We start from the raw sequence: 24,848 nt of genomic DNA, 5'->3' as shown, positions 1-24,848 counted from the left end.
TTGGTATTTTGGAACTTCTTTATCGTGGTACACTCTCAATTATTAAAAATTCGAAATTTAGCACACTAGTTCCAAAACCAAATTATGATTACACATATGATTAGAAACTCTATTTTTATTTTAGCCTGTGTTATTATGACTACAGCTTGTCAGCCAACTCCGAAGAAACAAAGTACACCAACACCTTCAGGAATTACTGAAGCCACCGTTGCCGATGCAGTTAAAGAAATCAGCAACAAAATGGAGGGTAATAAATCTGACCTGATAGAAAAAGGTGTTAGACATGCGGCATCACTTTGGCGCGACAATGACGGAACTAGTGAGGATTTCGTTAAATTCTGTAGCGAAAACTACCTGGCAGATCCTGCTCAAAAAGAAGCTTCATTTTATCGGTTCGCTGAATACCTGGAATCGCTGAACGGACATTTCAACAAATTAAGTTTGGATATGCAGGAGAATGTTCAACTGATGAAAGGCGAAGTACTGCCAATCGATGCGCAATTTGCTGCCTATAACCCGGGCGCCCACATGATAAACGATTTTTACGACAACAAAATAGCTTTCATTGTGGCTCTTAATTTTCCGTATTATACCACCGAAGAAAAAAACATCTCAGGAGCAAACTGGACTCCGCTACAATGGGGTTATGCTCGTTTGGGCGATGTATTTAGCTCCCGGGTACCTTCTGAATTGATTCAGCAAGCCTCGAAAGTAGCTGCCGAAGGTGATGCCTACATCGCCGATTACAATATATACATGGGCAACATTCTGAATGATGACAACCAAAAGCTTTTTCCGGAAAACATGGTTCTATTGAGCCATTGGAACCTTCGCGATGAAATCAAAGCCAATTATGCCAACAAGGAAGTTGGGTTAAAAAAACAGGCTTTAATCTACCAGATTATGCAGCGGATTGTCGATCAATCAATCCCCAAAATGGTAATCAACTCCGGAAAACAAGATTGGAATCCGGCAACCAACGAAGTATTCGTTTCAGGAACAAAGACCGAAGCTGAACCTGAAATCGATGGCCGCTACCAACAAATCCTGAATAATTTTCATGTTTATCAGGCATTCGACAAGTATGAACCGGCCATGCCAACGGCCATTCAACGAGCCTTTTCTGTTGGTATGCAAATTCCACAACCCGAAGTTCAGAAACTATTCAACGAATTTTTAAGTTCAGCTCAGGTAAAGGAAGTTGCTGAAATCATTAAGAAACGGCTCGGGAGAGACTTATCTCCGTGGGACATCTGGTACGATGGGTTTAAGGCAAGAAGTTCAATCAACGAAGAAAGCCTGAATGCAATCACTGAAAAAAAGTATCCGAACGCAAAAGCTTTGGAGGCTGATTTAGGCAACATCCTTCTCAAACTGGGATTCACCAAAGAAAAAGCAGACTTTATTTCATCACGGGTTTCAGTAGATCCGGCACGAGGTTCGGGCCATGCCTGGGGTGCATCCATGAAAGCAGAAAAAGCCCATCTGCGCACCCGAATTCCAGCAACCGGTATGAACTATAAAGGATATAATATCGCGGTTCACGAGTTTGGTCACAATGTGGAACAAACCATCTCGTTGAATAACGTGCCAAATTACATGATCAATGGAGTTCCGAACACCGCATTTACTGAAGCACTCGCCTTTGTTTTTCAGGAGCGGGACCTGTTTCTACTTAATATGAAAAATACAGATCCGGAGAAAGAATACCTGAAAACACTTGATATTTTCTGGTCGGTTTACGAAATCATGGGAGTTTCGATGGTTGACATGAAAATGTGGCAATGGCTGTATGACAATCCAAATAGCACAGCATCAGACTTGAGAGATGCCGTAATTGAAATTAGTAAAGACGTTTGGAATACGTATTATGCGCCAGTTTTTGGAATGAAAGACCAAACTATACTGGGTATCTATTCACACATGATCAATTCACCCATGTACCTGCCCAATTATGCATTTGGGCACCTCATACATTTTCAACTTGAAGAACATTTTAAAACGCACGAGTTTGCACCTGAAGTACTGCGTATATTTGCATTAGGTCAGCTTACACCTAACGAGTGGATGAAGCAAGCCGTTGGCGAACCGCTATCGAATGAAGCCATTCTAAAAGCCACAGAAATTGCTGTAGGAAAATTAAAATAAGATGGTATCATTTAAAATGAACTAGCTGCAAAAGTAGCAGACTGTATTTGCCAATTCTAAAAATTAAGGTCAGATCCACACATTCCGAATAACGAATGATGCGATCTGGCCTATTTTTATGCCGCCAACTGAAAGCATTATAGAAACACAGGCCATTCATAATACCAACAATAAATATTCATTTATATTGGTGTCCGTTTAAAAATCCAAGATTCTTTGTTCTGCTCAGGATGACAGCTATTTATAGACAGATTTTCTGGGAAGCAGTAATTTACTTATAAATTGCTTTCGAGTGAAACAAAGAGATAAACAGAACGCGAATAATCAAGATTTATAGAAAGGCTCAAAGAGTTTCAGACTTCATTAAACTGCCTTGCATCATTGTTCTCTGAGATACAGATCAATCAACAACAAATCGAGCATGAACTGAAATCGACACGCATAGCATTTGACCATATGAATTCCATTTGTATGCCATTAATTCAATTCTTTAAACAATACGCCCGACAACAACATTAAAAAAAAGTAAGCATTCGGTAAACTCCGTTATATTTTCTTAGAAAACCAGCAACCCACTTTCAGAGGTTCTCTAAAATGTTCGGAGAACTTTGAGAGGCTTAGGAGATGGAACTGTTACAAATCTGGTTTTGAAGTTTGAAGTTGTGTGGAAGTAATTCGGCCAGATCCTTGCTGTAATCGTTATCGTAATTGTGGATGTTATTCAGAAAGTATACCAGCCACTCGCGGAAGTTTACTTCGCTTGCCTTGCAACAGCCCAGCATGGAATACATGATTGCTGCATTTTCGGCTGCATCGTGGTTTCCACAGAACAACCAATTCTTCCGGCCTAGGGCAATTGGACGGATAGCATTTTCTCCGAGATTGTTGTCAATTTTCAACCGACCATCCAAATGGTATCGGGTCAACTTGTGGTAAATGTTATAGGTGTAGCGGATAGCCTTTCCGATACGCCCTTTGGGCAAAACTTTGGGGTATTCATTTAGCAGCCATTTTTCGAAGGCTACCATAATAGGATAAGCCAAGCGGGAACGAAGATCGGCGCGCTCGTCATAAGAGAGTTGCTGCTGATCGGCTTGCCTCTCCACCTGATAGAGCAGTCCTATTTGCTCCAGCGCATAAGAAGCCCTGACTTTGTCCTCTGCCAAAGCCTCTTCAAATTTACGCCGGGCATGAGCCCAGCACCCAATGGGCAGAACGCCCTTTTTGTTTTCGTAAATATCGTAAACGGCATAACCATCGGTCTGGATTACGCCTTGAAAATCCTTAAACAATTGCAGTGCGACCTTTTGTGCCCGGGAACCGTGGTCGTAATGAAAAAAGACCAGGTTGTCCATAACCGCACGGATCATCCAGATGTATCCTTTTATCGTGGTGTGCTTTTCGTTATTTATAATCGGGATCGTTGTTTCATCGCTCTGTATATAATCCGAAGCCAGCACCAGCTCCTTTAACCGGTAATAAGTAGGCCTGATCAGGTCGGCTACATCCTGAAACCAGCCGTTAATGGTTGCAGGTGCAATGGATATACCCTGTTGTTTGAACATCTGGATCTGACGATAGAAAGGAAGATGGTTCACATATTTGTCGATGATAATATCAGCCAAAACACTTGCCCCGGCATAGCTTTTTGCTATGGGAAGTACGGGCATGGGAGCTGTAATGATTTGCTTTTCCACATCCTGGCTTTTATCTTTCAACGCATATTTGTGGCGGATGATCCGGCGCACATACCATCTGGCAGATTCGCGTTCCAGAACTTCTGTAATTTCCGGAGCCAGTTCTATCCAATTCTCGAGTTCAATGTGCTGTGGATAAATGTGGGTTTCTTCTCTCGGTAGACTTTCGGGCAGCGGTTTGCGTACCGGATGGTTTTTCTCCTTTACCTCTATAACACGGATGGTCTTGTACTTTTCGATCTCCTCTTTGGCACTGGTTGCAAGTTCCTTTTCTTCCGGAAGCAGGTCAAGTCCCTCAAAATCGAGCTTTCGTTGCAGGGGATCCTCATTGATATACCGTTCACTGGATTTGCCCCAGATCCTTCGCTGGAGCATCTCTATCTGTTGTTTCAGCTTGTTAATTGTTTCATCCAGTTGGCTGATTGCCCGATCTTTTTCGGTAATCAGCTGGTCTTTTCCGACAATTTGTTTTTGGTAAGTGGATCTTTCTGAATCGAAGTTTTCAAAGTTGGAAAGTTGACTTTTAAGCCTGGAAGTTTCCCTAAAAAGCCGGTCACGTTCTTCCAGAATTTGCTGTAAAAAACCCTCTTCTTCAACTGTCATTTTTACTTGCTTTTGATGGCTTGAAGATACTAAATATCAACCGTATAGACAAGTTAAAAACCAAGTAAAATCTACTGTTTCGAAGGTTTTTCCCATCTTTTTTTATTCATTTTTCCATCCGGTGAGGTACCCTGTACCATCAGCATCAACTCCTGCCAGCTGGCTTGAAACGTATTGGTACTTTCATCAAAAACCGGTAGTTTAAAACTGCCCGATTCCAGTTTCATGTGATAGATCACCAAACCACCGCATTCCAAGTGCAGGATTTTCATGCTGGTACACGGGCGGTTGATAAAGATATAAACATCCCCGTCCTGCACGTTGCGCCCCATCTGGTTGGTCACCATTCCGCTCAGGGTGTAAAAACTCCGGCGCATATCCGTTGGGTACGAATACAGGTAATACCGCATTGACGAAGTGAGGCTGAACATCCTACCGGCGCGTTAAAACCAACAGCGACCGTAATATCTGTGGGTCGGGCAAACCGTTCAGCTTTAAACACACCCCATTCGGATAGCTAATCTCACAGGAGATGGTTTGGGGTCTGGCTCCCGATGTTGAAAAGGTTGTCGATTGTACCTGCACCGGGGCTGGAACCCGCGACGACTGGGCTTGCCCACCATTCTCAAAAACCACCGGGATAAATCCACTTTTAGGTGGCAATAGTCCTTTTAGCTTGTGTTGCCAATAATAGAACTTAGCCTCATTCATTTGTTGATTGGCGCAATAATCCCGAATGGTCAGGCCCGATGCCAGAAACTCGTCATAGATGGCCCGGAATTTTTTCTCATTATACATGTCGTTTGTCTTTGAAGTAAAAAGCAAACTTATAGACTGACATGCAAAATTAGTTGACGCACTTCAGCGAATGCTTACAAAAAAAACATACAATCTCGTATTCAGATAAAAAAAGAGCCGTTCACATCGCTGTAAACGGCTCTTTTATATGAATATTGAAATTCAGAAAGTCGTAATAGAAACTTTCTTACTCCAATTTAAAGCTAATTGGAACAGTATAAGAAACCCTTACAGGGGCTCCTCTTTGTTTTCCAGGTCTCCATTTAGGCAGTGTTGAAACAACTCGTAATGCCTCAGCATCAAGAGATGGGTCAACACCTCTGGCGATTTTAGCATTCGATACAGAGCCGTCTTTGTTAACAACAAAATTAACATACACTTTTCCTTGAATACCATTTTCCTGAGCAATAACAGGGTATTTTACTGCAGTAGCAAGATACTGGCGTAAAGCTTTTACGCCACCCGGAAATTCCGGCATTTCTTCTACAACAACAAATACTTCTTCCTCTTTTTGCACTGGTTCAACTTCTTCACGTTTTTGTTCCACAATTTCCACAGCAGCTTTATTTTCAGTAGTTGCTACTTGTTCGTCGGAGATCATTAATTTACTTTCATCTTCAACTTTAACTGAATCAACAACAACTGGAGCCACGTACTTCACAACAGTCTGAACTTCAGATGGTGGTGGTGGTGGTGGTGGTGGTGGTGGTGGAGCGGCTTCCGTCTGAAGGTCATTGGACATTTCTGCAATTACTTCTTTAGCATCCCGCATTTTATGCGAAGCATTTCGACTTGCATTAATGTAAGGAATAATAACAGCAGAAGCAATGATCGCACAACCGATCAGAGTAGAAATCAGAACAACACGGTTGTACTTTTTCCGTATTTGATACGCTCCATATTCCTTATTTCTATTTTCGAAGACTATGTCGTCGAAAGTTGGAATGAATTGATTATTTTGTACCATACGTATCGTTCTTTATTTTTGAGTTAAGGGAGCGGCAGCAGTTTGAGTTTGCCCTCTGAGAGCAGCTTCAACCATGCCTTGTTCAATCCAGTTGATATCAACAAGAATGTATCGAGCAATTCCTACAATAGACATCTCGTCAATGATATCAACGAAATTTTTATATTTTGCTGTTTTGTAGAACTTAATCAATACGATAGGACCGGTATCATCGTCTTTTTTCAACTGCTTAATAGCGTTGGCCAAAGAATCTTGTTTAATATTCAATTTACCGGTTATAACATCTTGTTGGAACTGTTCAATCTTTTTGAAGAGTGCCCGGTTTCTATCCAACAACACTTCCCTGATTCCTTTAGCGCTAAAATCAGAAACCTGTAAAGGCATTCCAGCTTCAGCTTTTCCTGGATACCAGAAAACTTTGTCGTTAGGACCCAAAATAATGTTTAGAGTACGGCTATCCGCAATTTTTGGCGGATCAACCTTTTCGTTTTTCTTGATTTTCTCAGGCAAAACAATTTCCATAACCTTGGGTTTGCTAAATGCACCTACAAGCATGAAGAACGTCAACAGCAGACACATAAGGTCAACCATTGGGGTCATATCCATATGGGGATTGCCTTTCTTTGGGCGTTTTTTTCCCCCTTTTCCTTTTTCCTCTTGTATAATCTCTGCCATAATACTACTTTTTAGCTTCAGTTGATGTAACCTTCACGTCCTCAAGGCTAGTGATCAAGCTAAACCTGTTGACATTATAATCCTGAAGAACATCCAATACTTTTTTTACAAGGGGATATTCAACGTTGTTATCACCTTTGATCAAAGCCTGAACAGAAGGATTAATCTGACGAGTATAAAGCACCCAATAACCAAACTGGTTATCAATAGAATCGTGAGGAATGCCTTTCTCAAATTGTTCTCTTTCCTTAGAGTCTTTGGCAGCAAGGAATTTCTTCATGTCGTGTATATTTACACCCAATGAAGTACTATATTTCTCAAATGTCCGCAGTTCCTGCGGTGTGAATACAATATTGTATCTCTCACCCATAGCTTTAAGAATCTGGGGCCGAAAATGCAGAATTGTATCCCTACCATTATCCACATTGAAAAACACCCTGTTGTCAGCAGACATCACTACTGTCATGATATCAGCATCAGGTTTAGGTTTTTCAGATACAGAAAATGGAGTATCGACAGGAGCCGGTTCTTGGGGAGTGAATACTGATGTCAACATGAAAAATGTTAGCAGCAGAGAAAACAAATCCACCATCGGCGTCATATCGATATGGGGCGACTTGGTTGGCATTTTAATCTTTGGCATGCGATAATTTTAAATTTTAAATAAACCAAAAGAATTAAACCCAGACTTATTTTCTGATTGATGCGGCAAAGGTCTGAGTAAGGCTAAATCCTGCTTCATCAATCTTGAAAGTATAACCGTCAATTTTTGATGAGAAAAAGTTAAAGAAAACAATAGCAAAGGTAGAACCAGAGATACCGAAAGCTGTGTTGATCAAAGCTTCAGAAATACCGGCTGACAAAGCCAAAGCATCAGGAGCACCAGCTTGAGCAAGTGCAGAGAAAGCACGGATCATACCAAGTACTGTTCCAATCAACCCGATCAATACTGAGATAGAAGCAAGAGTTGAAAGAATAACCATGTTTTTAGACAACATTGGTAATTCCAACGCAGAAGCTTCTTCCAAAGCCTGTTTCATCGAAGTGATTTTCTGATCTTTTTCCAAAGTTTTGTCATTTTCAAGATCTCTGTAACGTTCCAAACCTGCTTTAGTTACGTTAGCCAAAGAACCTTTTTGTGCATCACAAGCTTTAATAGCTTCTTCGATTTTATCCTTAGCTGTTAAAGTCTGGATATTTGCTACAAATGCATCCAAGCTACCTTTTCCCTGAGCTTTTTTCAAAGTGATAAAACGTTCCACTACGAAAATCAAAAGAACTAAAATACATGTCATCAAAACAGGAACAATTGGTCCACCTTTGTAAAGCATACCCATATAATTACCAGGTAGTGGGTGTCCTTTTGGATTTCCACCTTCGAAATTAACTGGATCACCCATAAGGTTGGTGAAAAGTAAATACGCGATCAAAAATGAAATAATGATTGCTCCGGAAGCGAACACTGCTTCGAACTTAGCTTTGAATGATGAAGAATTTTTACTCATTTTTTAATAGTTTTTTGTGGTTAAATAATTATTATTATTATTGAATCTCTATTGTTATTTTGTTGATTCCAATTGTATTACTTACTAAGTGTTGAATTATATACCCTACTCTTTGTCACCGCCACCTCTTTAGTTGTATAGCCGTTGGCACTAATTACAAGAGTCGTTGAAGCTTCAGGCATCGTAAACCGGTATTCACCTTTTGCATTAGTCCATGCTTCGGCAGCAGTATCTTTTACCCGAACTGAAGCACTGGCAATTGGTGTTCCTGATTCATCTTTAATGACACCCGAAATTTCGTTTGGATTGGCTTTGGGTTTAGCGCTTGATTGTAATGCCTGAATGTATTGAATATTTGCCTTAGCAGCTCCGTTGCCTGGCTCAATAGCAAGAATCTTATTGTCATATTCAAGAGCCTTGCCATATTCTCCGGTAGTCATGTAAAGTGTATTTAACGAACTCAATGCTTTAACCTGAAAATCCTTATTATTTGGATCAAGGTTTAACATCCTGTTATAGTAGGCCTTTGCTTCATCATTCCTATCAGCCTGAAGGGCATTGTATCCCAGAAAACGTAAGGCATTAAAAATTTCTTCAGAATATTTAACCGAATCGGTAGCTGCTTTTGCGATCAAAGCTTCAAATCTAGGTTTTGTAAGTCCCAGTTTCGAATCCGGATCTTTGGCAGCAGCATTGTTGGCAGCCCACTGGTAACCTGGAATATAATCAGGAAACTTTTCTGTCATATCTTTAAATATTACCTCTGCTTTATCAAAATCTTTACCTTGATAGTATGCTTTTCCAATCTGAAGATAGTTTTCCTCACTATTCTTTCCTTTAGCAATTAATCGTTCCCAATTAGCTGCAGCTTCAGAGTAACGTCTCTGATTGTATAAATTTCTAGCCTTTTCCTGGATCAAATAAGTATCTTCTTCACCAAAAGTAATTGCTTTTTCGTATGCATCATAACCTTTGTCAAGCTCTTTCTCTGAAGCATCAACACTTTTTTGAATTTCAGCTATTTTAGCAACCAATGGTTCTTCACTCACTTTTTCCTTTTCTTTTGCTGCACCTTTCAAAGCTTCATTCTTTTCCTGAACTTTAGCCAAGTCAGCTTTAGCTTTTTCAAGATCGCCCAACTCTTTACCATAGTCCTCATTATTCTTCATAATGATGCGTGCATAGTAGATGTAATCTTTTTTCAGGATTCTGTCGGCAGGAAGTTGAGCGAATAAATTATTCATGTAGGTCAGGGCTTTTGCATAATCACCTTGCTCGTAACATGAGTATCCGGCAACACGGTTCAAATATGTTCTCGATTTATCCACTGCAAAAATGTCTTCAACATTCTTAACTACTTCAGCATAATTTTTCGAATAGAAAAGAGCGTTTACATAACGAATCTTTGCCGGAACATTCTGATTGGTTAAAGTTAAATATGTTTCGAAATTTTCTTTGGATTCCTTAAACCTTCCAGCCATAGAATAAAGCTGACCCAACTCACGGTAAGCAGGAGCATAATTTTTGTTCAATGCGATAGCCTGTTCGAAATAAGGAATAGCAGCCATTAAATTACGACCTTTAAAATAGATATAGCCGATTTTCATGTTAGCGATAGGTGATTGTGGATCACAATCCTGAGCTCTGTTGTAATTCCGAATCGCAAGAGAACCATTATTCACTAACAAATAAATATCTCCGGCTATAATATAGATGGTTGGGTTTTTCTCGTCAATTGTTAAAGCTTCACGAACTAAAGGCAAAGCCATTGTGGTATCAACTTTATCAAATACGATGTACGACTCGGCTAATTTTGCCAAAGTAAGGGCGTAATCAGCTGCATTGGGGATTTTTGTAACCTTTTTATATGGAAGCAAAAAACTTTTTGCTTTCAATCTCATTTGTGTAGCTGATTGCTGATCACCACTGTATGAGGCAACTTTTGCTAATCCAATATAGTTGAATGGATCGTTGGCATTTAGGGCAATTCCTTTATCAAATAAGCCTTTGGCCTCAGCCATAACAGCTTTTTGCGAGTTGGAGATCGTATCAGCAAAGAAATTCAATAATGTATTTTCGCCTAGCAAATAATAAATTTTACTACTTGCTGATTTCTTTGCCAGATCCTGAAGAATCTCATCAGCTTTATCATATCGTTCATTGTTCATTGCGGTAATCGCTTCGTCCAATGTCTGTGCTTTTAATCCTGCGACACCACTAATCACAATCAGCGCAAGGATTAAAAAAGTTTTCTTAAAAAAAGGAGTGATCATATCTGATTATATTAAAAATTATTTTTTGAATTGTATTAGTCGAATGGGCATTGTTGCAGGAACCAGACCTGATTTAAGAACAATTCGCTGTCCTTGTTCCGATGAAAACCAACTGACGAAACCGGAACCAAGTCCTGAAAAACTTTCTCGCGAAACAAGGTTGATCTTCCGGGTAAAAGGATAACTTTTATCGTAAATCGACCCCTGAACAGGGAGAAAATAAGATCCCTTTTCCAAAAATTTTTGGGAAATTGCAGCAATTTTTATTTTATTCGAAAAAGCACGCATGGTCGAATCCTCTTTATCGCAGATCCAGTTCACACTTACCAAACCAATTGCACCTTTATTTTTGCTAACGTAATCAATAACCTCTTCATTACTCTTAACCGCATAAAAACTGGAAGGTAATTGCCCTTCAAGTTTAAACTCTTCTTTGAAATATCGGATATTTGTCGATTTTTCATTGTCAAACACAGTCGACATTTTACCGCAATCTGAGGCTGGATTAATCGACTTCCAATCGTTTAATTTACCAGTGAACAAATCATTCACATTGTCATAGGTCAAAAGAGAGTCCTTATTTTCCTTATTAAGAACCAGTGCAATCGCATCATAGGCAACGGCAGTTGTTCTGACCACAATCTGCGTATTTAAAAGTAATTCCTTTTGCTTCGCGCTTGGCTCCCATGCTGTAACAACCACTTTTACCGAATCATCCAGAAAGGCAGAAATTAAATCGTTTTCAGTAACATAAGTTGGTGTAATATGAGCATACCTGTACAAACCAGTAAAAGTAGAAATCTCAGCATCAACAATTGGCTGAAATGAGCTGTCGGCTAAAATATGAATACTCCCACTTGTTGGAGTTTCGGTAATCTTATTGCCAGTCCGGTTTGAACATGCTATAGCAATCATCAACATAATCAGTGCACTACTGCTTATTAAGATGATCGACCGCAAATACTTATATGTTCCTGACATTTTCATTTACAAGCTACCAAAGGTTGAAAATTCGTTGCAATAATAATAAATCAAATTCGTTATAGGGCAAAAAAAAACAACATTCTTAAATATTTTTTTTTTTTTCGCGCTTTGATTTTTAAATAAAAACAGTATAAATCGCTATCAAAAATTAAGATTAAATTCAATTAAAGTTAACATTTCGAAGACGATTTTATTCATTTGTTAATTTTTCAACAAGAATTATACCATATCCGACAATTTCGCTTACAATTATTTGAGCACTTTTCACTCCACTTATTTTCAGACAATTATTACTCTACTGACACTGCTTCATTGCGTCATTTATACACGGTCGTCCGATTAGCCACGAAGTTAGGAAAACACATTCCATCCTTTAAACTTGTTTTTTTTCGGGTACCCAATTTATGACTTGATGGTTGCCTGAGAACGATAGCATTTCCCTTTGTGAGTCTGGTCGTTGTCACAAAAGTTTAAATTATCCCAAATTTGCACCAAGTGATCGTTAAATCGGCGGGGACCAATTTAATCATCGAAAGAAAATGAAACTCTATTCTTCATCCCTTTCAAAAAAGGTTTCTTTAATCCTTCGGTAAGAACCAATAGCACGATAAACACCATAAAGCAAAAAAGGAATTGCAAAAAATGTTCTAAGCGTTACATCAACATAACTGAACATGGTCGAGAAAAGCAAAATATAGGCCAACCCCAGATAAAAAAAGACCATTGCTGTTCCAAAGATGGTCATTACTTGATCGTATACTCTTCTACCACTTCCACTCATTTTTGCAATTTTTGTTTGTGCAAATATATACACAATAGATATAAATGCCCATTAATAAGCGTATAAATGTACACTTCATTGTATGCTATAGAACTCGGAATTTGTATAAGAAAGGGTTTTCAGATTCAGTAAAAAATTGTTATTTATGGGCACTCACCGATTCAAACCTAAAAATAAGCCACGAATTATCGTTTAAACGTTGAAAGTTTAACGGCTATTACACAATTCAAAAAAAACACGGCTAAGTATTTGGCAAGAAATATTACCTGATATTAATTAACGGAACTATAGGTTAGTTGAATTTCAGTGAATCTTGTACTAACATTTTTTCAGCCACGAAGTGGCTAAATTTGAATAACCCCGTACGAAGTGCGGGGACAACGCAACGACTTGACCAGACCCCTGAAAGGGTTCAACTGATTTATATTGAACCCTTTCAGGGTTCTCGTCTTGATAGGCTTGCTTCCATCGGTTACAACCGGTAGTTATTCAAATTAAAACCTTTCAGGTTTAAAACCGCTTTGGCCAAATCGTATCATGTTGTAAAGAACTATTAAACCGATAAGTCCGTTAATTGATGCTATGAAATGCAAAACAAACGACAATTACCATCAACTTGTTTTGTCAGGAATATGCGTTTATACCTTTGAGAACTTTCTTAAAAACAATAAGTTCGTATCACGCATTTTTTTTATATTCACAACCTAAAACTTAACGAAATGAAAAAACTCTTTTACTTATTGGCTCTTTCAATGCTCACCCTGACTAGCATGGGCGAGGGAATTAATTTTTCGGGAACCTGGAAACTGAACAACGAAAAAAGCACCCTGTTCGAACAGTTCAGCCTGGCTCCAATCCAAATGATTGTAACCCAAACAGCGGACACTCTCGTGGTGGAAAAGTATGGTAATTTTCAGGGCACGGATTACGTAACCAAAGACAAATTTAGTCTCGATGGAAAGGAATGCGTAAATGTGGGATGGATGAACAGCAAGAAAACATCAACCGCGGTTTGGTCGGAAGACGGGCAAACGCTGACCATTTCGAGCAAAATGCCAGCACAGGACGGGGGCGAAGCAACTATGAAAGAAGTTTTCCAGATGGCTGAAAACAACCTGAAGGTGGGACTGAATGCAGCATCGTCGATGGGCGAAATGTCGGAAACCTACCTGCTCGACAAACAATAAACCAGCCCATTGCCAACAGAGCTTTTAACAGCTCTTAAAATACCGGATAACCAAATCGTATCCGGTATTTTTTTTGCCTGAAATTTCGGGTATTCACTAACTTTACCGGCATGACCGATGTACACACCAAAGAAATACGGAGCTACAACATAATTTACATTCTACCTACATTTAGAAAAAATATGATTATTAATGTATTTTGAGTACAATAACGAATTGAGATTAACTACATTTGTTTATCTAAGAAACTAGCCATAAGCCTAATCAAATAGTAACATGGAAGATTTAAAAAGCCTTAAAATTCGAATGTCAGTTTTTGACTGGTTAAATTCTTTGCTTCCTCAATATCCTGATTCTGTATTTCCGACAAAAGTCTTGGCTAATGACTTTTATTTCAATAACGAACAAGTTGTCCTCTCTGGTCAGCAAGGAATTTGGAAACCAAAACAGATGCAATATCCAATTACAATAAAGTCCAGAGCAGAAAGTATTTATGATGATGAATTTATTTCTGATAGTAGAATTAAATATAGGTATAAGGGGAATAATCCAAATGATTGGGTTAATGTAGGTCTCAGAGAATGTATGAGAAATAAAGTTCCACTTATTTACATGCACGAGGTTTCGAAAGGTAAGTATCTGCTAAATTGGCCTGTGTTTATTGTTGAGGATGATATACAAAATCTTAGTTTTATTGTTGAAGCTGATGCAAAATCTTATCCTATTTATAACGATTTCGATGCGGTGAATGAGCCAAATGAAGTTGAGCGTAGATATGCCACAAGACAAATGATTCAGAGGTTACATCAATCGACTTTTAGAGAAATGGTATTAAATGCCTATAGAGACCACTGCGCGATTTGTGCGTTAAAACATAGAGAATTATTGGATGCTGCTCATATAATAGAGGATAGTAGCTTGGGTAGAGCTGCTGTCACCAATGGAATTTCTCTGTGTAAAATTCATCATGCAGCGTTTGATAATAATATTATAGGTATTACGCCAGACTATCTTATCCATGTCAGGGAAGATATACTGAACGAAATTGATGGTCCAATGCTAAAATTTGGGATTCAGCAAATGCATGGCAATAAGTTAATATTACCAAAATCTGTGACCTCAAGGCCTAATAGAGATTGGCTGCATATTAGGTATACAAATTTCAAAAACGCAGTATAATTAGAAAAACTAAAACGTGACTCATAGTCCGTTGACTTTCATTTCTATACTACCTTTCTTTGGCTAGAAAAGCCATGAATGAGTTTATCCGTTTTAATTATCTGTACCGCGATTCAGGAAACTACAAAAAGTTCGGAAGTAAGATATTCACAAATCCAGATCAGCTTTCCATCGAAGTAATAGAGTATAATATTCAGCTACATCTTTTCTCACATGAATTTTTCTACCCAGATTGTTTGGGTATTAAAAAGTTTAAATCTAATCGATATGAGGATGATTATTCGTGGTATGAATTCGACTCCATAGAAATGCTTGATAAGATTGATAATCCAAAAAAGAAAATGGAATCAATCAATTCGTTTCTAGCAAAACTAGAAGAAATGAAGAATTTCGATATTTATCTCATGGGAAATCAGCCAACGACTTGCCCGAAATGCGGAGCAAGAACTGAATTGAAGTTGGATTAGCCACCTCCCCTGCAACATCGTTGTTTTTTATTGCCTGTCCGCTGCAATTCCATTTGCTGATCCCCACAATATCCGCATACTGATTCGGCTTCTCTTCCGTGTCAAAATTTAGTTTTAATATAGCTAGTCATACTTTTTATAAGCCTAGTAAACTATTTGATATTTCTTGTTATCATTTAAATGATCTAGTCATCTTTTTCATATAACTAGCCTGACTTCTGGAATGCCTAGTCAAACAAGGTATATTAAAAATTAAACCAGACAATAAAATAATTAGACTAGACATAATAAATTATAACTAGATGATTAAAAATATCGACTAGATAATTGATTTTTACTACAATGGAAATTATTTCTTAACCCGGACAGTCATATTTCAGGAGCGGAAATAAACAGATTCTCATTTTTTGACTGTTTTCCGCGTGTCCTCTGGTGATGATTTTTTCCCCCGGACTGAGTTTCTGCTTTTCCAGTAATCGCTGAGGTAACCCGCCAGTCGTTCCGGATTCTCCCTGAATTTATATTTACCGCACACTCGCACTTCATCAACCAATTGTTTCAGGAAGGCATAAGTCTGGTCGCGCATTATTTTGGATTCGTCGCTTAGTTTTTTGTTGCGTTCTATTCTTGCTATCAGATCAGCCATTTCAGGAACCAGTCGGGCTGCTCGTTCAAGTTTCAACGGGTCAAAGTTAATGGACTCAAGCAAGTCCATGTGTCCGCGCCCAAATTCGGAAAGATCATTCAGGCTCTGGACCAAGCTGATACGGCTTTGCTTCTGGGCTATTTCTTTTATTTGGGCAAGCAATTGTTTGTCCTTGCGGAAAGCAAACCCAAAATCATGCAGCAATTCACTGCGCAGGTTCAGCGCTTCTGGTGATTTGGTGTCCCATTCCAGTTTAACCTTATCAGTCGATTTATAATTTTTAAGCCACTGCGACTGAAATTCGCGGCATATTTTGGCACAAACGGGAATAAGAGAAACTTGATTCCAGTCGAGTCCTGCCAAAATTAGTTGTTCCTGATCGTCCTGACACCAAAGATACAGGTCGTCGGCTTCCTGAACAATCACATTAACTGGTACGCTGGGACTATCGGCTTTGCCGGATTTAAAAGCCCGAATCTGGAGTAAAAGCTCGTCGTTATCGTTGGTTGAAGTCATGCTGATTACTTTTAAAAATTAGTCAATTCAGTAATTCATCAAAACGGATTTAATTGTTACCAATTTACAACAGAATACTTGATTATTAAGCAGTACGAACCCATTTTTTATAACAGATGCAAAAAATCAGTCATGCAATTTTGAAGAAATGAAAATGCAAACAAGGTTTGTAGCCAATTCACCTGCTATGCCACTGAGGTTAATTCAAGTAAAATAAGGCTTTCTCTACCCGTACTTTTCTCCTATCTTTCCGCCCTCAAAAATTTCACTTTATGGTTTGGGAAAAACGCGGATTTCAAATGACCATTTTGATGGTCCTGGCCTTTATCTGGGGCAGTTCGTTTATTCTGATGAAAATCGGACTAAAGAGTTTCAGCCCCGAGCAGGCAGGTGCGCTGCGCATCTTACTGGCTTCGCTGGCACTGCTTCCATTATCGATCCGCAACTTAAAAAGCATCAGGAAAGAAGATTTAAAAAGCTTGCTGATTGCGGGTTTCATCGGTAGTTTCTTTCCAGCCTTCCTGTTTATGAAAGCCGAAACGCAAATTGACAGTTCGCTGGCCGGTATGCTTAATTCGCTCACCCCGGTATTCACTTTAATTGTGGGGATGCTCTTTCACAAAACGGGTTTCCGCTGGTTGCAGGTGCTTGGGTTGTCGCTTGGACTGGCTGGCGCAACCGGACTAATCCTTGCCGGAGACGGTTTTCATCTGGGAACGGTTAACAGTTATGCGTTCTACATTGTACTGGCCACCTGTTTTTATGCCATCAGCATCAATCAGATTAAAGCTAAATTGCCACATCTTTCCGGGATTCAGGTTACTTCGTTATCCTTTTTATTTATTGGTCCGGTAGCACTGGCATATTTGTTCACTACCAATTTACAGGCAGTGGCTGCCAATCCGTCGTGGCCTGTTCATTTACTGGCTCTTGCCACACTTGGAATTGTTGGTACTGCTCTTGCTATGTTGCTGATGAATAGTCTGATTCGTCACTCGTCGGCAGTAGCAGCCTCATCGGTTACCTACATCATCCCCATTTTTGCAATTATGTGGGGTGTGCTCGACGGCGAAAAAATAACCTTACTTCACCTGGCTTGCATGGGTTTAATCCTGACGGGTGTTTACCTCATCAGCCGAAAAGGGGTTAAAAAAACTGCTTAAAATTCCGTTCACTAAAGTGAATGGATAAAGCAAAAAAAAGAGCCTCCCATCAGGAAAGCCCTTCAATTTTTAGGATTGAATCCCCCTTCAAACCCAACAACTACAAATATTTTTTAATTACACCCGAAAGATCGGCATAGCTAATCACACCATTATAGCTCCACACTTTTTTGCCATCTTTAAACAGCACAAATCCGGGAATTGTCTGCACCTGATAAGCTGTTGTAATGACTTTATTGGCTTCAATATCTACCTTTTCAACTTTAGCTTTCCCCTTAAATTCGGCCGAAACCTGATCGATAACCGGGCTCATTGCTTTGCACGGCGCACACCACACGGCATGAAAATCAACCAAAACCAGCTTGTTGTCTTTCAGCAATTTACCAAACGATTGTTCGGTGTAGGTTGTGCCGGCGCTTGCCACCATTTCATTACTCTGCTCCAGCGGAAATCCCTGACGATTCCAGGTCATGATGCCGTATTGCAAAGTGTAAATCTTCTTAAATCCCTGGCGAGTCATGTATCCAGCGGCAGCATCGCTCCTACTTCCCGACAGACAATAAATTAAAATGGTTTTGTCTTTTTGCAACATACTTACTTTTGATGCAAAATTGCGATCAGAAATATCGATCAACGTTGAGCCCTGAATGTGTCCCCGCGAATATTCACCAGGCGTACGCACGTCGAGAAGAATCATATTTCCCTTGCCGATTAAATCCTTGAATTTTACAGCATCCACATTTTCTACCGACTGAGCGCTTAAGTCAATAATAAGGCCTAAACTAAAAACCAAAATTGCAATTATTCTTTTCATATCTATAAATCTATATGCTTTCATATTAAGCGTACGAAAGTATAAAAAGTTCACTTCAACAACAGAAAAATTGAATTATTTTTTGCTGAATGGTATTTTTTGTTGAACGGTACAAAAACCGGTTAGTATCTTATCGTTTCTCCAAAACAAAAAAGGATTCCACCCTTTGAAGGTGAAATCCTTTTTATTGATCCGGTCTCCCGTTTCCGGTCCGCGCTTTTCAGCATTCTTTACTTCAGGCTTTTCGCCCTTTGCTCCTTGCTAAAACTCGATGTCGTACAATCCTTCAGCATCAATTTCAAACTGCTTCACACCAATATCAGTCATTGGATGTTTAATCAGTTGATGCAACAATTCTGGTCCAATGGTTGCCGAATGTGCACCGGCCATACTCACGCGGTAAATCTGGTCGACGGTTTTAAAACTGGCTGCGAGTACTTTGCCATTCAATCCGTATAACGCAATATTTTCAACAATATCACCTACCACTTCAATTCCGTGCGACGAAATATTGTCCAAACGGCTTACATACGGAGCAACAAAATCGGCACCGGCTTTCATGGCCACTAAAGCCTGTTGCTGCGTAAAAATTGCTGTAGCTGTAACATTAATTCCGGCATCTTTCAGGATTCGCATGGCACGGTAACCATTGGCTGTAACCGGAATCTTGGCATAAAAATTATCACCAAAATCGAAATAACTGCGGTATTTTTTGGCTTCGCGCACCATGTCGTCCGACTCACCGGAAATCATCTGCACGTGAACCATTCCGGTTCCAACCAATTCCTGAATGCCTTCGATGGCAACAGAGAGTTTATATCCGGAATGAAGTAAAATCGTTGGATTTGTGGTAACTCCTTCCAACGGGAAAAAACTATACAGCTTACGGAGTTCCTCCAGATCGGCTGTGTCGGCCATGTAAATCATTATTTTGTTTCTAATTGTTTATGCGGCAAAGGTAAAGCATCAAAAGTAAGCAGAGGAAAAAGAGACACTAGATTTTAGATATTAGACAAAAGACTTAAGATAAAATAAGTAAAAGGTCATTGGTCATTAGCAAAAATCTTCGCTAATGACTAATGACCCTTTACTAATGACTGATATTAATTAGCCAGCAAATATTCTTCAGCCTCAACCGACCACAATCCCTGATGACGGTCACAGATTTCAGCCAGTTTCGCAAATAAAGGTTCTGTCTTTCCCTTTTCAGCAAAATCGGCAATAGCAGTCAAAGGCATTTCCAGATGGGTATAAATCAGTTTCTTTCCACCCGGAATATTGGGCAAGTGCAATGTCGTTTCAGCCACTGCGTTCAGCCCGCCAATGTGGGTAACCAATCCGGCAGGATCGAGACCAGCCGTCATCACATCAATAGCTTCTTTCATATCGTCGGTGTTTCCTCCAGAAGTTCCCACGATATGCGTATAGGCATAATGAACATTGTAAAAATTCATTTTTGCCTGAAGATTTTGATCGGATGGACCGGCAAAGAAATTCAGACAACCGTCGAAGGCCAGAATAGCATCGCCTTGCTCAATCACCGGAGCCACGGGAGCAAATACAAATACGTCGTCGTAACCAGTTCCTCCGGAAAGACGTTTCAGTTCGGCTACCGGATCTTCAATTTTAGTATTCAGGTAAACGAGTTCGATACCGCGTTGGGCTGCTTCAGCAACGGTATAAATCGAAGCCGCACGATCTAAACGGGTTTGATCAATATCGGTAACCACACACAATTTAGGTTTGCGGTCGGCACGGTGAATCACGTAATTGATAGCTGCCAATCCCATTGGTCCAACGCCGGCGAGGATCGCCATTTTGCCATCGGCTACAATTTCCATGTTGTGGATGTACGAACCCGGAGTGGTGTGGTAGTTGGCATGCATGGCGCCAATCACGCACGAAAGTGGCTCGGCCAGCGAGGCAGGATAAAAACCCGGGCCATCGTAAGCCAGCAAACAATCCTGAACCAGCACATCTTTCGGGATGATCACATAAGTCGCGTCACCACCGATAAACTGGTACGAATAACCCGGAGCGCTCAACACACCCACCGGACCTTCTTCGTAATAAATGGCCGGTTGAATCGAGAATTTCTGTCCGGCCTTGAATTTGTGTTTCCAGTTTTCGCCAATTTCGACCAATTCGCCACTAAACTCATGGCCAATAATGATGGGGTTTTCGGCAATATCATTCGGAACACGTTTGTGATCGGTAGCCTGCTTGGCTGCCTTGTACGACGACATGCAAATGCTGTCGGACACTACTTTTGCCAAAATCTCGTCGGCTGTGATGGCCGGAAGTTCGAACTCTTCGAGTCTCAAATCTTCTTTTCCGTATAAACGAACTGCTTTTGTTTTCATATTTTTTTTTGTTTTGCCACAAAGGGCAACTACACTAAATTTTTATTTACCCCTAAATCCCCTAAAGGGGACTTTTGATTGCAGTTTTATTGAAATTCTGCCATTTCACAGCCCCCTTCAGGGGGTTGGAGGTTCTTAGTGTCTTTGTGCCGTTATGGCCATTTCATTTTTAATTCAACATATTTTGACCACCGGTGACGGGTACCGCCTGGCCGGTTTCGTATTCCTGTTCGATGATGTAATACACGGCGCGCATCACATCGAGTGGCGTGCAGCCGCGACCTGCCGGAACCTGTGCCACATAAAAACGTTTTACATCATCAATGGTTTTAGCTCCTGGCACTTTCCCGGCATTCAGGTATTGCACAAACAATCCTTTCTCTGGATCGGCCCAAAGCGGACCGTCGTAGAAATTGCCCGGACAAACCGAGTTTACCTTGATTTTAGCTGGCATCAACTCCATCGCGAACGACTGAGTGAGGCCGATTCCACCGAATTTACCACCTGCATAGGCGAAATTTTTGTTGCTGCCTTTCAATCCCGATTTTGAATTGATCTGGATGATATCGGTAAAATGATCAGGCTTAAATTTGTTCTGAAGCTTCATCACTGCCGAAGCATATTTGGCACATAGGAAATAGGCCGAATAGTTCACTTTGGTCATTAGCTCAAAAGTTTCAGGAGTCATTTCTTCCAGTCCACCTGCACGCAAAATACCAGCATTGCTAATGAAAATATCCAGTCCACCAAACTCGCAAACTGTTTGGGAAATCAGGTTCTCCACCGAAGTGGGGTTCGACACATCGGCTTTCACAAAGTAGGCTTTGTTTTTGCCTTTTCCGCCATTCAACGACTCGGCAAATTTCACACCCAGCTCTTCGTTCAGATCGGCAATCACCACGTTTGCTCCGTTGGCCATCAGGTTATCAACGATTCCGGCGCCAAAACCCTGAGCGCCTCCGGTAACAACGGCAATCTTGCGGTCAACACGTCCGGTGGGAGCTCCCATTGCAATGGCGCTGCGGTATTGTTCCACTTCCCAGGTATCGATAAACTGAACCTGTTCCAGCGTCATCGGGCTTTGTCCTCCAAATTTTTCGGAATACAGACTCACAAGACAAGTATCCATCATCACGTCTTCCAAAGTAGCAACAGCTTGCGCATTGTCGTTCGCCAGAATGCAGCCGATTCCTTTGATGCAAATGATCTTCGGTGTTTTAGGCTGTGTTTCGGTGTATGTTTTTATTTTTTCGGAAAGGTCATTCAGTAAAGCATTCGCATCGCCAGCATATTCAGCATAAACGAACGACGAATTGCAATACACGATTCCGTCAGGAATAAACGGCAAAGCAATTTTCTGAAATTCGGTTTCCGAAGAAAGGAAACGTCCGTAGTACGAGTTATTTATGACTTTCAAGGTTTTCAGACCGCTCGACGAAAGCATCATACGGATAGCCGGAACGATTTTAGCGGCAACCGGATCAACCGGAAGTTTCACCAATGGCGCGATTTCGCCAATGGCAGCGTCCAACTTGGCAATTATCTTGGTGTAAAGTTCATGGATTTCGGCAGTGTTGTCGGCTGCCACAAAAATTCCGTGGTTCTGCAACAGAATGATCTGAGGTTCGGCCCCTACCCGACTGCGATAAGCATTGATGCGCGTTTCCACTTCCTTGTACAAAATGTATCCGGGATCGACATAAGGAACGTACACCACTTCGTCACCAAACAGTTCGGCGGTGCACTTTTCGGCATCTTTGCCACACATCAGGCCGTTCACTTTGGTACTGTGGGTATGAACTACAAAACGGAAGGCAATTAAATCGTGCAACGAAGTTTCTACCGACGGACGTTGTCCTTTTTCAGGATGAACCCGCGAGTTCAACAAATCGTTTTTGATCTGATTTTCGCGTTCCATCACATCTTCGGAATAAGTTTTCGCGGCGATCAGTTGCAGTCCTTTCCGGTCGAGCTGTGCAAAACCGTCTTTGCCAATGGTTGCCAGGCTGTGTCCGCTGGCTTTGATGTAAATGTGGTTTTCGTCTTTATACGAGGTATTGCCACCACCGGCAATGACAAAATCTTTCTGCTTTCCGTAGAACTGTGATATTTCGATTAATTCCTGAATTTCTGGTTTCATGATGTTTTGTTTCGGGTTACGGGTTTCGGGTTTCGGGTTACTAGACTGGCGATGTCAATGATACTGTCCGGTTGCCCCACTTTCTTGTTTTTTATTTCTTATTTCTTGTTCGATATTTGTTATTCATTATTGAATATTTTCTCCAACAAAATGGTTAATTACGGCCTGTCCCAATTCGACAAACGAATCGTATTCTTTGGTTTTGGCATCGCCATCGGCATTCAAATAACCTTGTTCGCCGTTTGCAATCAGGTATTGGTGGGCCGCAATAATGCAGGCTCCTTCGAATCCAATTTGTTCGAGTTCTTCGTCCAGTTCGACGCCTCCGCTACACGAAACTTTTACCGGATCGAGCTGAGGAGTGTTGTGCTCGGTACCAAATGTGATCAGGAAGTTTTTCGAGCGGAAGAAAGTCACAAAATCTTTCAGCACGGCAAATGTATTGCGTCCGGGAATCAACTCCAGACTATAAACGCCTTTGGTTCTGAGAGTCTCGTAAAGTTTCACAAAGTCACCTTCGTAATCGGTAAAATTACCTTTGGCATCGTCGAGCAAAACCGGGTAGCAAGGAATTCCGCCTGCAGTAATAATAATGTCTTTCACCTGTTCGAGACTTAAAAATGCTTTCGGATCTTCAGGAACAAAAGCACGACCACCAGCCTTCAACAGACTGCCCCGGATCTCATTTTCAAGACCTGCAACGTCAGTCAGTTTCGATTTGACTTCTTTCCCGGAGAAAACCTGCGTATAAAATGCCTTCTTTTCTTCAAGGTTGCTGAATTTTCCGTCGATGGCAATACGCAATGCCTTAGCAATATGGCGTTCGCGCAACATGTTCTTCGCATATTTGGCTTTCAGGTCGTCAAAGTCGAAGCTAAAACCGGCATGGATTTCAGCCAGCAATTCGTTCAGTTTCTTCACCATTTCGGCAGTCTGAACGTTGCTTTCGTGCTGAACCTGTTCCAATAGCCTCAACTGTTCGCCGCCCAGAACAAGCGGACTGGTCAATCCTTTTCCGGAGAAATAGGTACGGCCCGGGTTGGCCGGATCGTTTACCCGAACATTGGCTTCCTGAAGGTCTTTCTGCAACGACATAAATTCGATGTTGAACAGCGGAAAGATTTTATATTTCAACGCCAGTTCGGCAAATTCGGCATATCCGTCGGTGGTGTAAAAATCGTTGATTCCAAGTACCTGAACACCTTCGGCCTCGGCCATCTGGAACGGCTGTTCAATTTCAGTGAATGCACTGAACGAGAAGGGCGTATGAAAATGCCCGTTTACCTGAAGCACTTTCTGTCCGCCTTTGCTTTTCAGGTCTTGAAGCAAAGCTTGTTTGCCCGGATAGCTGGCGAATAATGATTGATTGTTCATTGTATGTCAGTTTTAAAGTAGTTCTTTAATTTCGGGATAAAGTAACAAATTTCAGGGTGGTTTTGTATCCTTTGGTATCCTGTGTTTAATATAGGAAAGAGAAATAAGGAAAAGGGAAAGTGTTGGATGTTAACAAGGGCGTATTGGTGGATTGATAATAGGTACGCACCATCCTGTGTGGGAAGAAAAAAGATGATCTACATTTATTCAAACTTTTCAGTCCTCAAGCCGCACTGGCTCTTACTTTTCCATTCGATGAAAAGTAAGCAAAAATCTTGTCAAAACGAACCCTCAGCCGGGCGTTTTGACGGCCTGCCCACTCGCTTCGATTAAGCAGAACTAAAACACAAAGAATATCATTTCAGATAGATATTTTATTTAAAAACCATTGCGTTGTTTTTGCCCCTTCCGGCAAATGGACAAGGGAAAAGAATTTATGATTTCTTATGCAAGCCGTAAATCAAAATTCCCCACAACAGTAAAATCCTCTATGTCTGTCAGAGAAAAAAACGGCAAAGTATATTGCCCGAATGTTGAGATTGCATTTTCCTTTGCCACTCGCCTTTGG

At 40.7% G+C, this 24,848-nt stretch carries 21 protein-coding genes; 5 read left to right on the top strand and 16 right to left on the bottom strand.

Annotation, left to right across the window (positions count from 1 at the left end; translation table 11 throughout):
- Positions 1-96 precede the first annotated feature (96 nt).
- Complete coding sequence (locus AQPE_RS16755) at positions 97-2,148, top strand: gluzincin family metallopeptidase (protein ID WP_318347643.1); 2,052 nt, start codon at positions 97-99, stop codon at positions 2,146-2,148.
- Between the two features lie 617 nt (positions 2,149-2,765).
- Here AQPE_RS16755 and tnpC read toward each other — a convergent pair.
- From tnpC to AQPE_RS16705, 10 genes are all read right to left on the bottom strand, one after another.
- The gene (tnpC, locus tag AQPE_RS16750; protein ID WP_318346937.1) at positions 2,766-4,448 is read right to left on the bottom strand and encodes an IS66 family transposase; all 1,683 of its coding nucleotides are present in this window, start codon (positions 4,446-4,448) and stop codon (positions 2,766-2,768) included.
- Positions 4,449-4,519: 71 nt separating this feature from the next.
- On the bottom strand, positions 4,520-4,879 hold the full coding sequence (gene tnpB, locus AQPE_RS16745) for an IS66 family insertion sequence element accessory protein TnpB (RefSeq protein WP_318346938.1): 360 nt from the start codon (positions 4,877-4,879) through the stop codon (positions 4,520-4,522).
- Position 4,880: 1 nt separating this feature from the next.
- Complete coding sequence (tnpA, locus tag AQPE_RS16740; protein WP_318346939.1) at positions 4,881-5,246, bottom strand: IS66 family insertion sequence element accessory protein TnpA; 366 nt, start codon at positions 5,244-5,246, stop codon at positions 4,881-4,883.
- A gap of 187 nt (positions 5,247-5,433) precedes the next feature.
- Positions 5,434-6,213, bottom strand: a complete 780-nt coding sequence (locus AQPE_RS16735) for an energy transducer TonB (protein WP_318347642.1) — start codon at positions 6,211-6,213, stop codon at positions 5,434-5,436.
- Between the two features lie 12 nt (positions 6,214-6,225).
- Entirely contained in the window at positions 6,226-6,888 is a 663-nt protein-coding gene (locus AQPE_RS16730) for an ExbD/TolR family protein (RefSeq protein ID WP_318347641.1), read from the bottom strand.
- Positions 6,889-6,892: 4 nt separating this feature from the next.
- On the bottom strand, positions 6,893-7,531 hold the full coding sequence (locus tag AQPE_RS16725) for an ExbD/TolR family protein (RefSeq protein ID WP_318347640.1): 639 nt from the start codon (positions 7,529-7,531) through the stop codon (positions 6,893-6,895).
- A 46-nt stretch (positions 7,532-7,577) separates the two neighbouring features.
- The gene (locus tag AQPE_RS16720; RefSeq protein ID WP_318347639.1) at positions 7,578-8,393 is read right to left on the bottom strand and encodes a MotA/TolQ/ExbB proton channel family protein; all 816 of its coding nucleotides are present in this window, start codon (positions 8,391-8,393) and stop codon (positions 7,578-7,580) included.
- Between the two features lie 77 nt (positions 8,394-8,470).
- Positions 8,471-10,666 (bottom strand): tetratricopeptide repeat protein, encoded by a 2,196-nt coding sequence (locus AQPE_RS16715; protein WP_318347638.1) that lies wholly within the window; start codon positions 10,664-10,666, stop codon positions 8,471-8,473.
- An 18-nt stretch (positions 10,667-10,684) separates the two neighbouring features.
- Complete coding sequence (locus AQPE_RS16710) at positions 10,685-11,647, bottom strand: PstS family phosphate ABC transporter substrate-binding protein (RefSeq protein ID WP_318347637.1); 963 nt, start codon at positions 11,645-11,647, stop codon at positions 10,685-10,687.
- 550 nt (positions 11,648-12,197) lie between these two features.
- On the bottom strand, positions 12,198-12,431 hold the full coding sequence (locus tag AQPE_RS16705) for a hypothetical protein (protein ID WP_318347636.1): 234 nt from the start codon (positions 12,429-12,431) through the stop codon (positions 12,198-12,200).
- A gap of 719 nt (positions 12,432-13,150) precedes the next feature.
- Between AQPE_RS16705 and AQPE_RS16700 the strand changes: the two genes are divergently transcribed.
- The 3 genes from AQPE_RS16700 (at position 13,151) to AQPE_RS16690 (ending at position 15,264) form a co-directional block, all read left to right on the top strand.
- Positions 13,151-13,618, top strand: coding sequence for a hypothetical protein (locus AQPE_RS16700; RefSeq protein WP_318347635.1), 468 nt, complete (start codon positions 13,151-13,153; stop codon positions 13,616-13,618).
- A 276-nt stretch (positions 13,619-13,894) separates the two neighbouring features.
- Complete coding sequence (locus AQPE_RS16695; RefSeq protein WP_318347634.1) at positions 13,895-14,797, top strand: HNH endonuclease; 903 nt, start codon at positions 13,895-13,897, stop codon at positions 14,795-14,797.
- Positions 14,798-14,856: 59 nt separating this feature from the next.
- Positions 14,857-15,264, top strand: coding sequence for a hypothetical protein (locus AQPE_RS16690; protein WP_318347633.1), 408 nt, complete (start codon positions 14,857-14,859; stop codon positions 15,262-15,264).
- A gap of 400 nt (positions 15,265-15,664) precedes the next feature.
- On the opposite strand, the gene AQPE_RS16685 is transcribed toward AQPE_RS16690, so the two are convergent.
- Positions 15,665-16,426, bottom strand: coding sequence for a hypothetical protein (locus AQPE_RS16685; protein WP_318347632.1), 762 nt, complete (start codon positions 16,424-16,426; stop codon positions 15,665-15,667).
- A gap of 272 nt (positions 16,427-16,698) precedes the next feature.
- Between AQPE_RS16685 and AQPE_RS16680 the strand changes: the two genes are divergently transcribed.
- Positions 16,699-17,589 (top strand): DMT family transporter, encoded by an 891-nt coding sequence (locus AQPE_RS16680; RefSeq protein WP_318347631.1) that lies wholly within the window; start codon positions 16,699-16,701, stop codon positions 17,587-17,589.
- 100 nt (positions 17,590-17,689) lie between these two features.
- Here AQPE_RS16680 and AQPE_RS16675 read toward each other — a convergent pair whose 3' ends face one another.
- The 5 genes from AQPE_RS16675 to AQPE_RS16655 form a co-directional block, all read right to left on the bottom strand.
- On the bottom strand, positions 17,690-18,403 hold the full coding sequence (locus AQPE_RS16675) for a thioredoxin domain-containing protein (RefSeq protein ID WP_318347630.1): 714 nt from the start codon (positions 18,401-18,403) through the stop codon (positions 17,690-17,692).
- Between the two features lie 261 nt (positions 18,404-18,664).
- On the bottom strand, positions 18,665-19,321 hold the full coding sequence (locus AQPE_RS16670) for a transaldolase family protein (RefSeq protein ID WP_318347629.1): 657 nt from the start codon (positions 19,319-19,321) through the stop codon (positions 18,665-18,667).
- A 185-nt stretch (positions 19,322-19,506) separates the two neighbouring features.
- The gene (locus tag AQPE_RS16665) at positions 19,507-20,766 is read right to left on the bottom strand and encodes a zinc-binding dehydrogenase (RefSeq protein ID WP_318347628.1); all 1,260 of its coding nucleotides are present in this window, start codon (positions 20,764-20,766) and stop codon (positions 19,507-19,509) included.
- A gap of 169 nt (positions 20,767-20,935) precedes the next feature.
- Positions 20,936-22,906 carry an SDR family NAD(P)-dependent oxidoreductase gene (locus AQPE_RS16660; protein ID WP_318347627.1) on the bottom strand — a complete coding sequence of 657 codons (1,971 nt, stop codon included), beginning with the start codon at positions 22,904-22,906 and terminating at the stop codon, positions 20,936-20,938.
- Positions 22,907-23,032: 126 nt separating this feature from the next.
- Positions 23,033-24,280, bottom strand: coding sequence for a PHP domain-containing protein (locus tag AQPE_RS16655; protein WP_318347626.1), 1,248 nt, complete (start codon positions 24,278-24,280; stop codon positions 23,033-23,035).
- Positions 24,281-24,848: the final 568 nt, after the last annotated feature.

This window comes from Aquipluma nitroreducens, from assembly GCF_009689585.1.
Taxonomy (GTDB): domain Bacteria; phylum Bacteroidota; class Bacteroidia; order Bacteroidales; family Prolixibacteraceae; genus Aquipluma; species Aquipluma nitroreducens.
The sequence above is the reverse complement of the archived record's forward strand: the minus strand, read 5'-3'. Positions and strand labels throughout refer to the sequence as shown.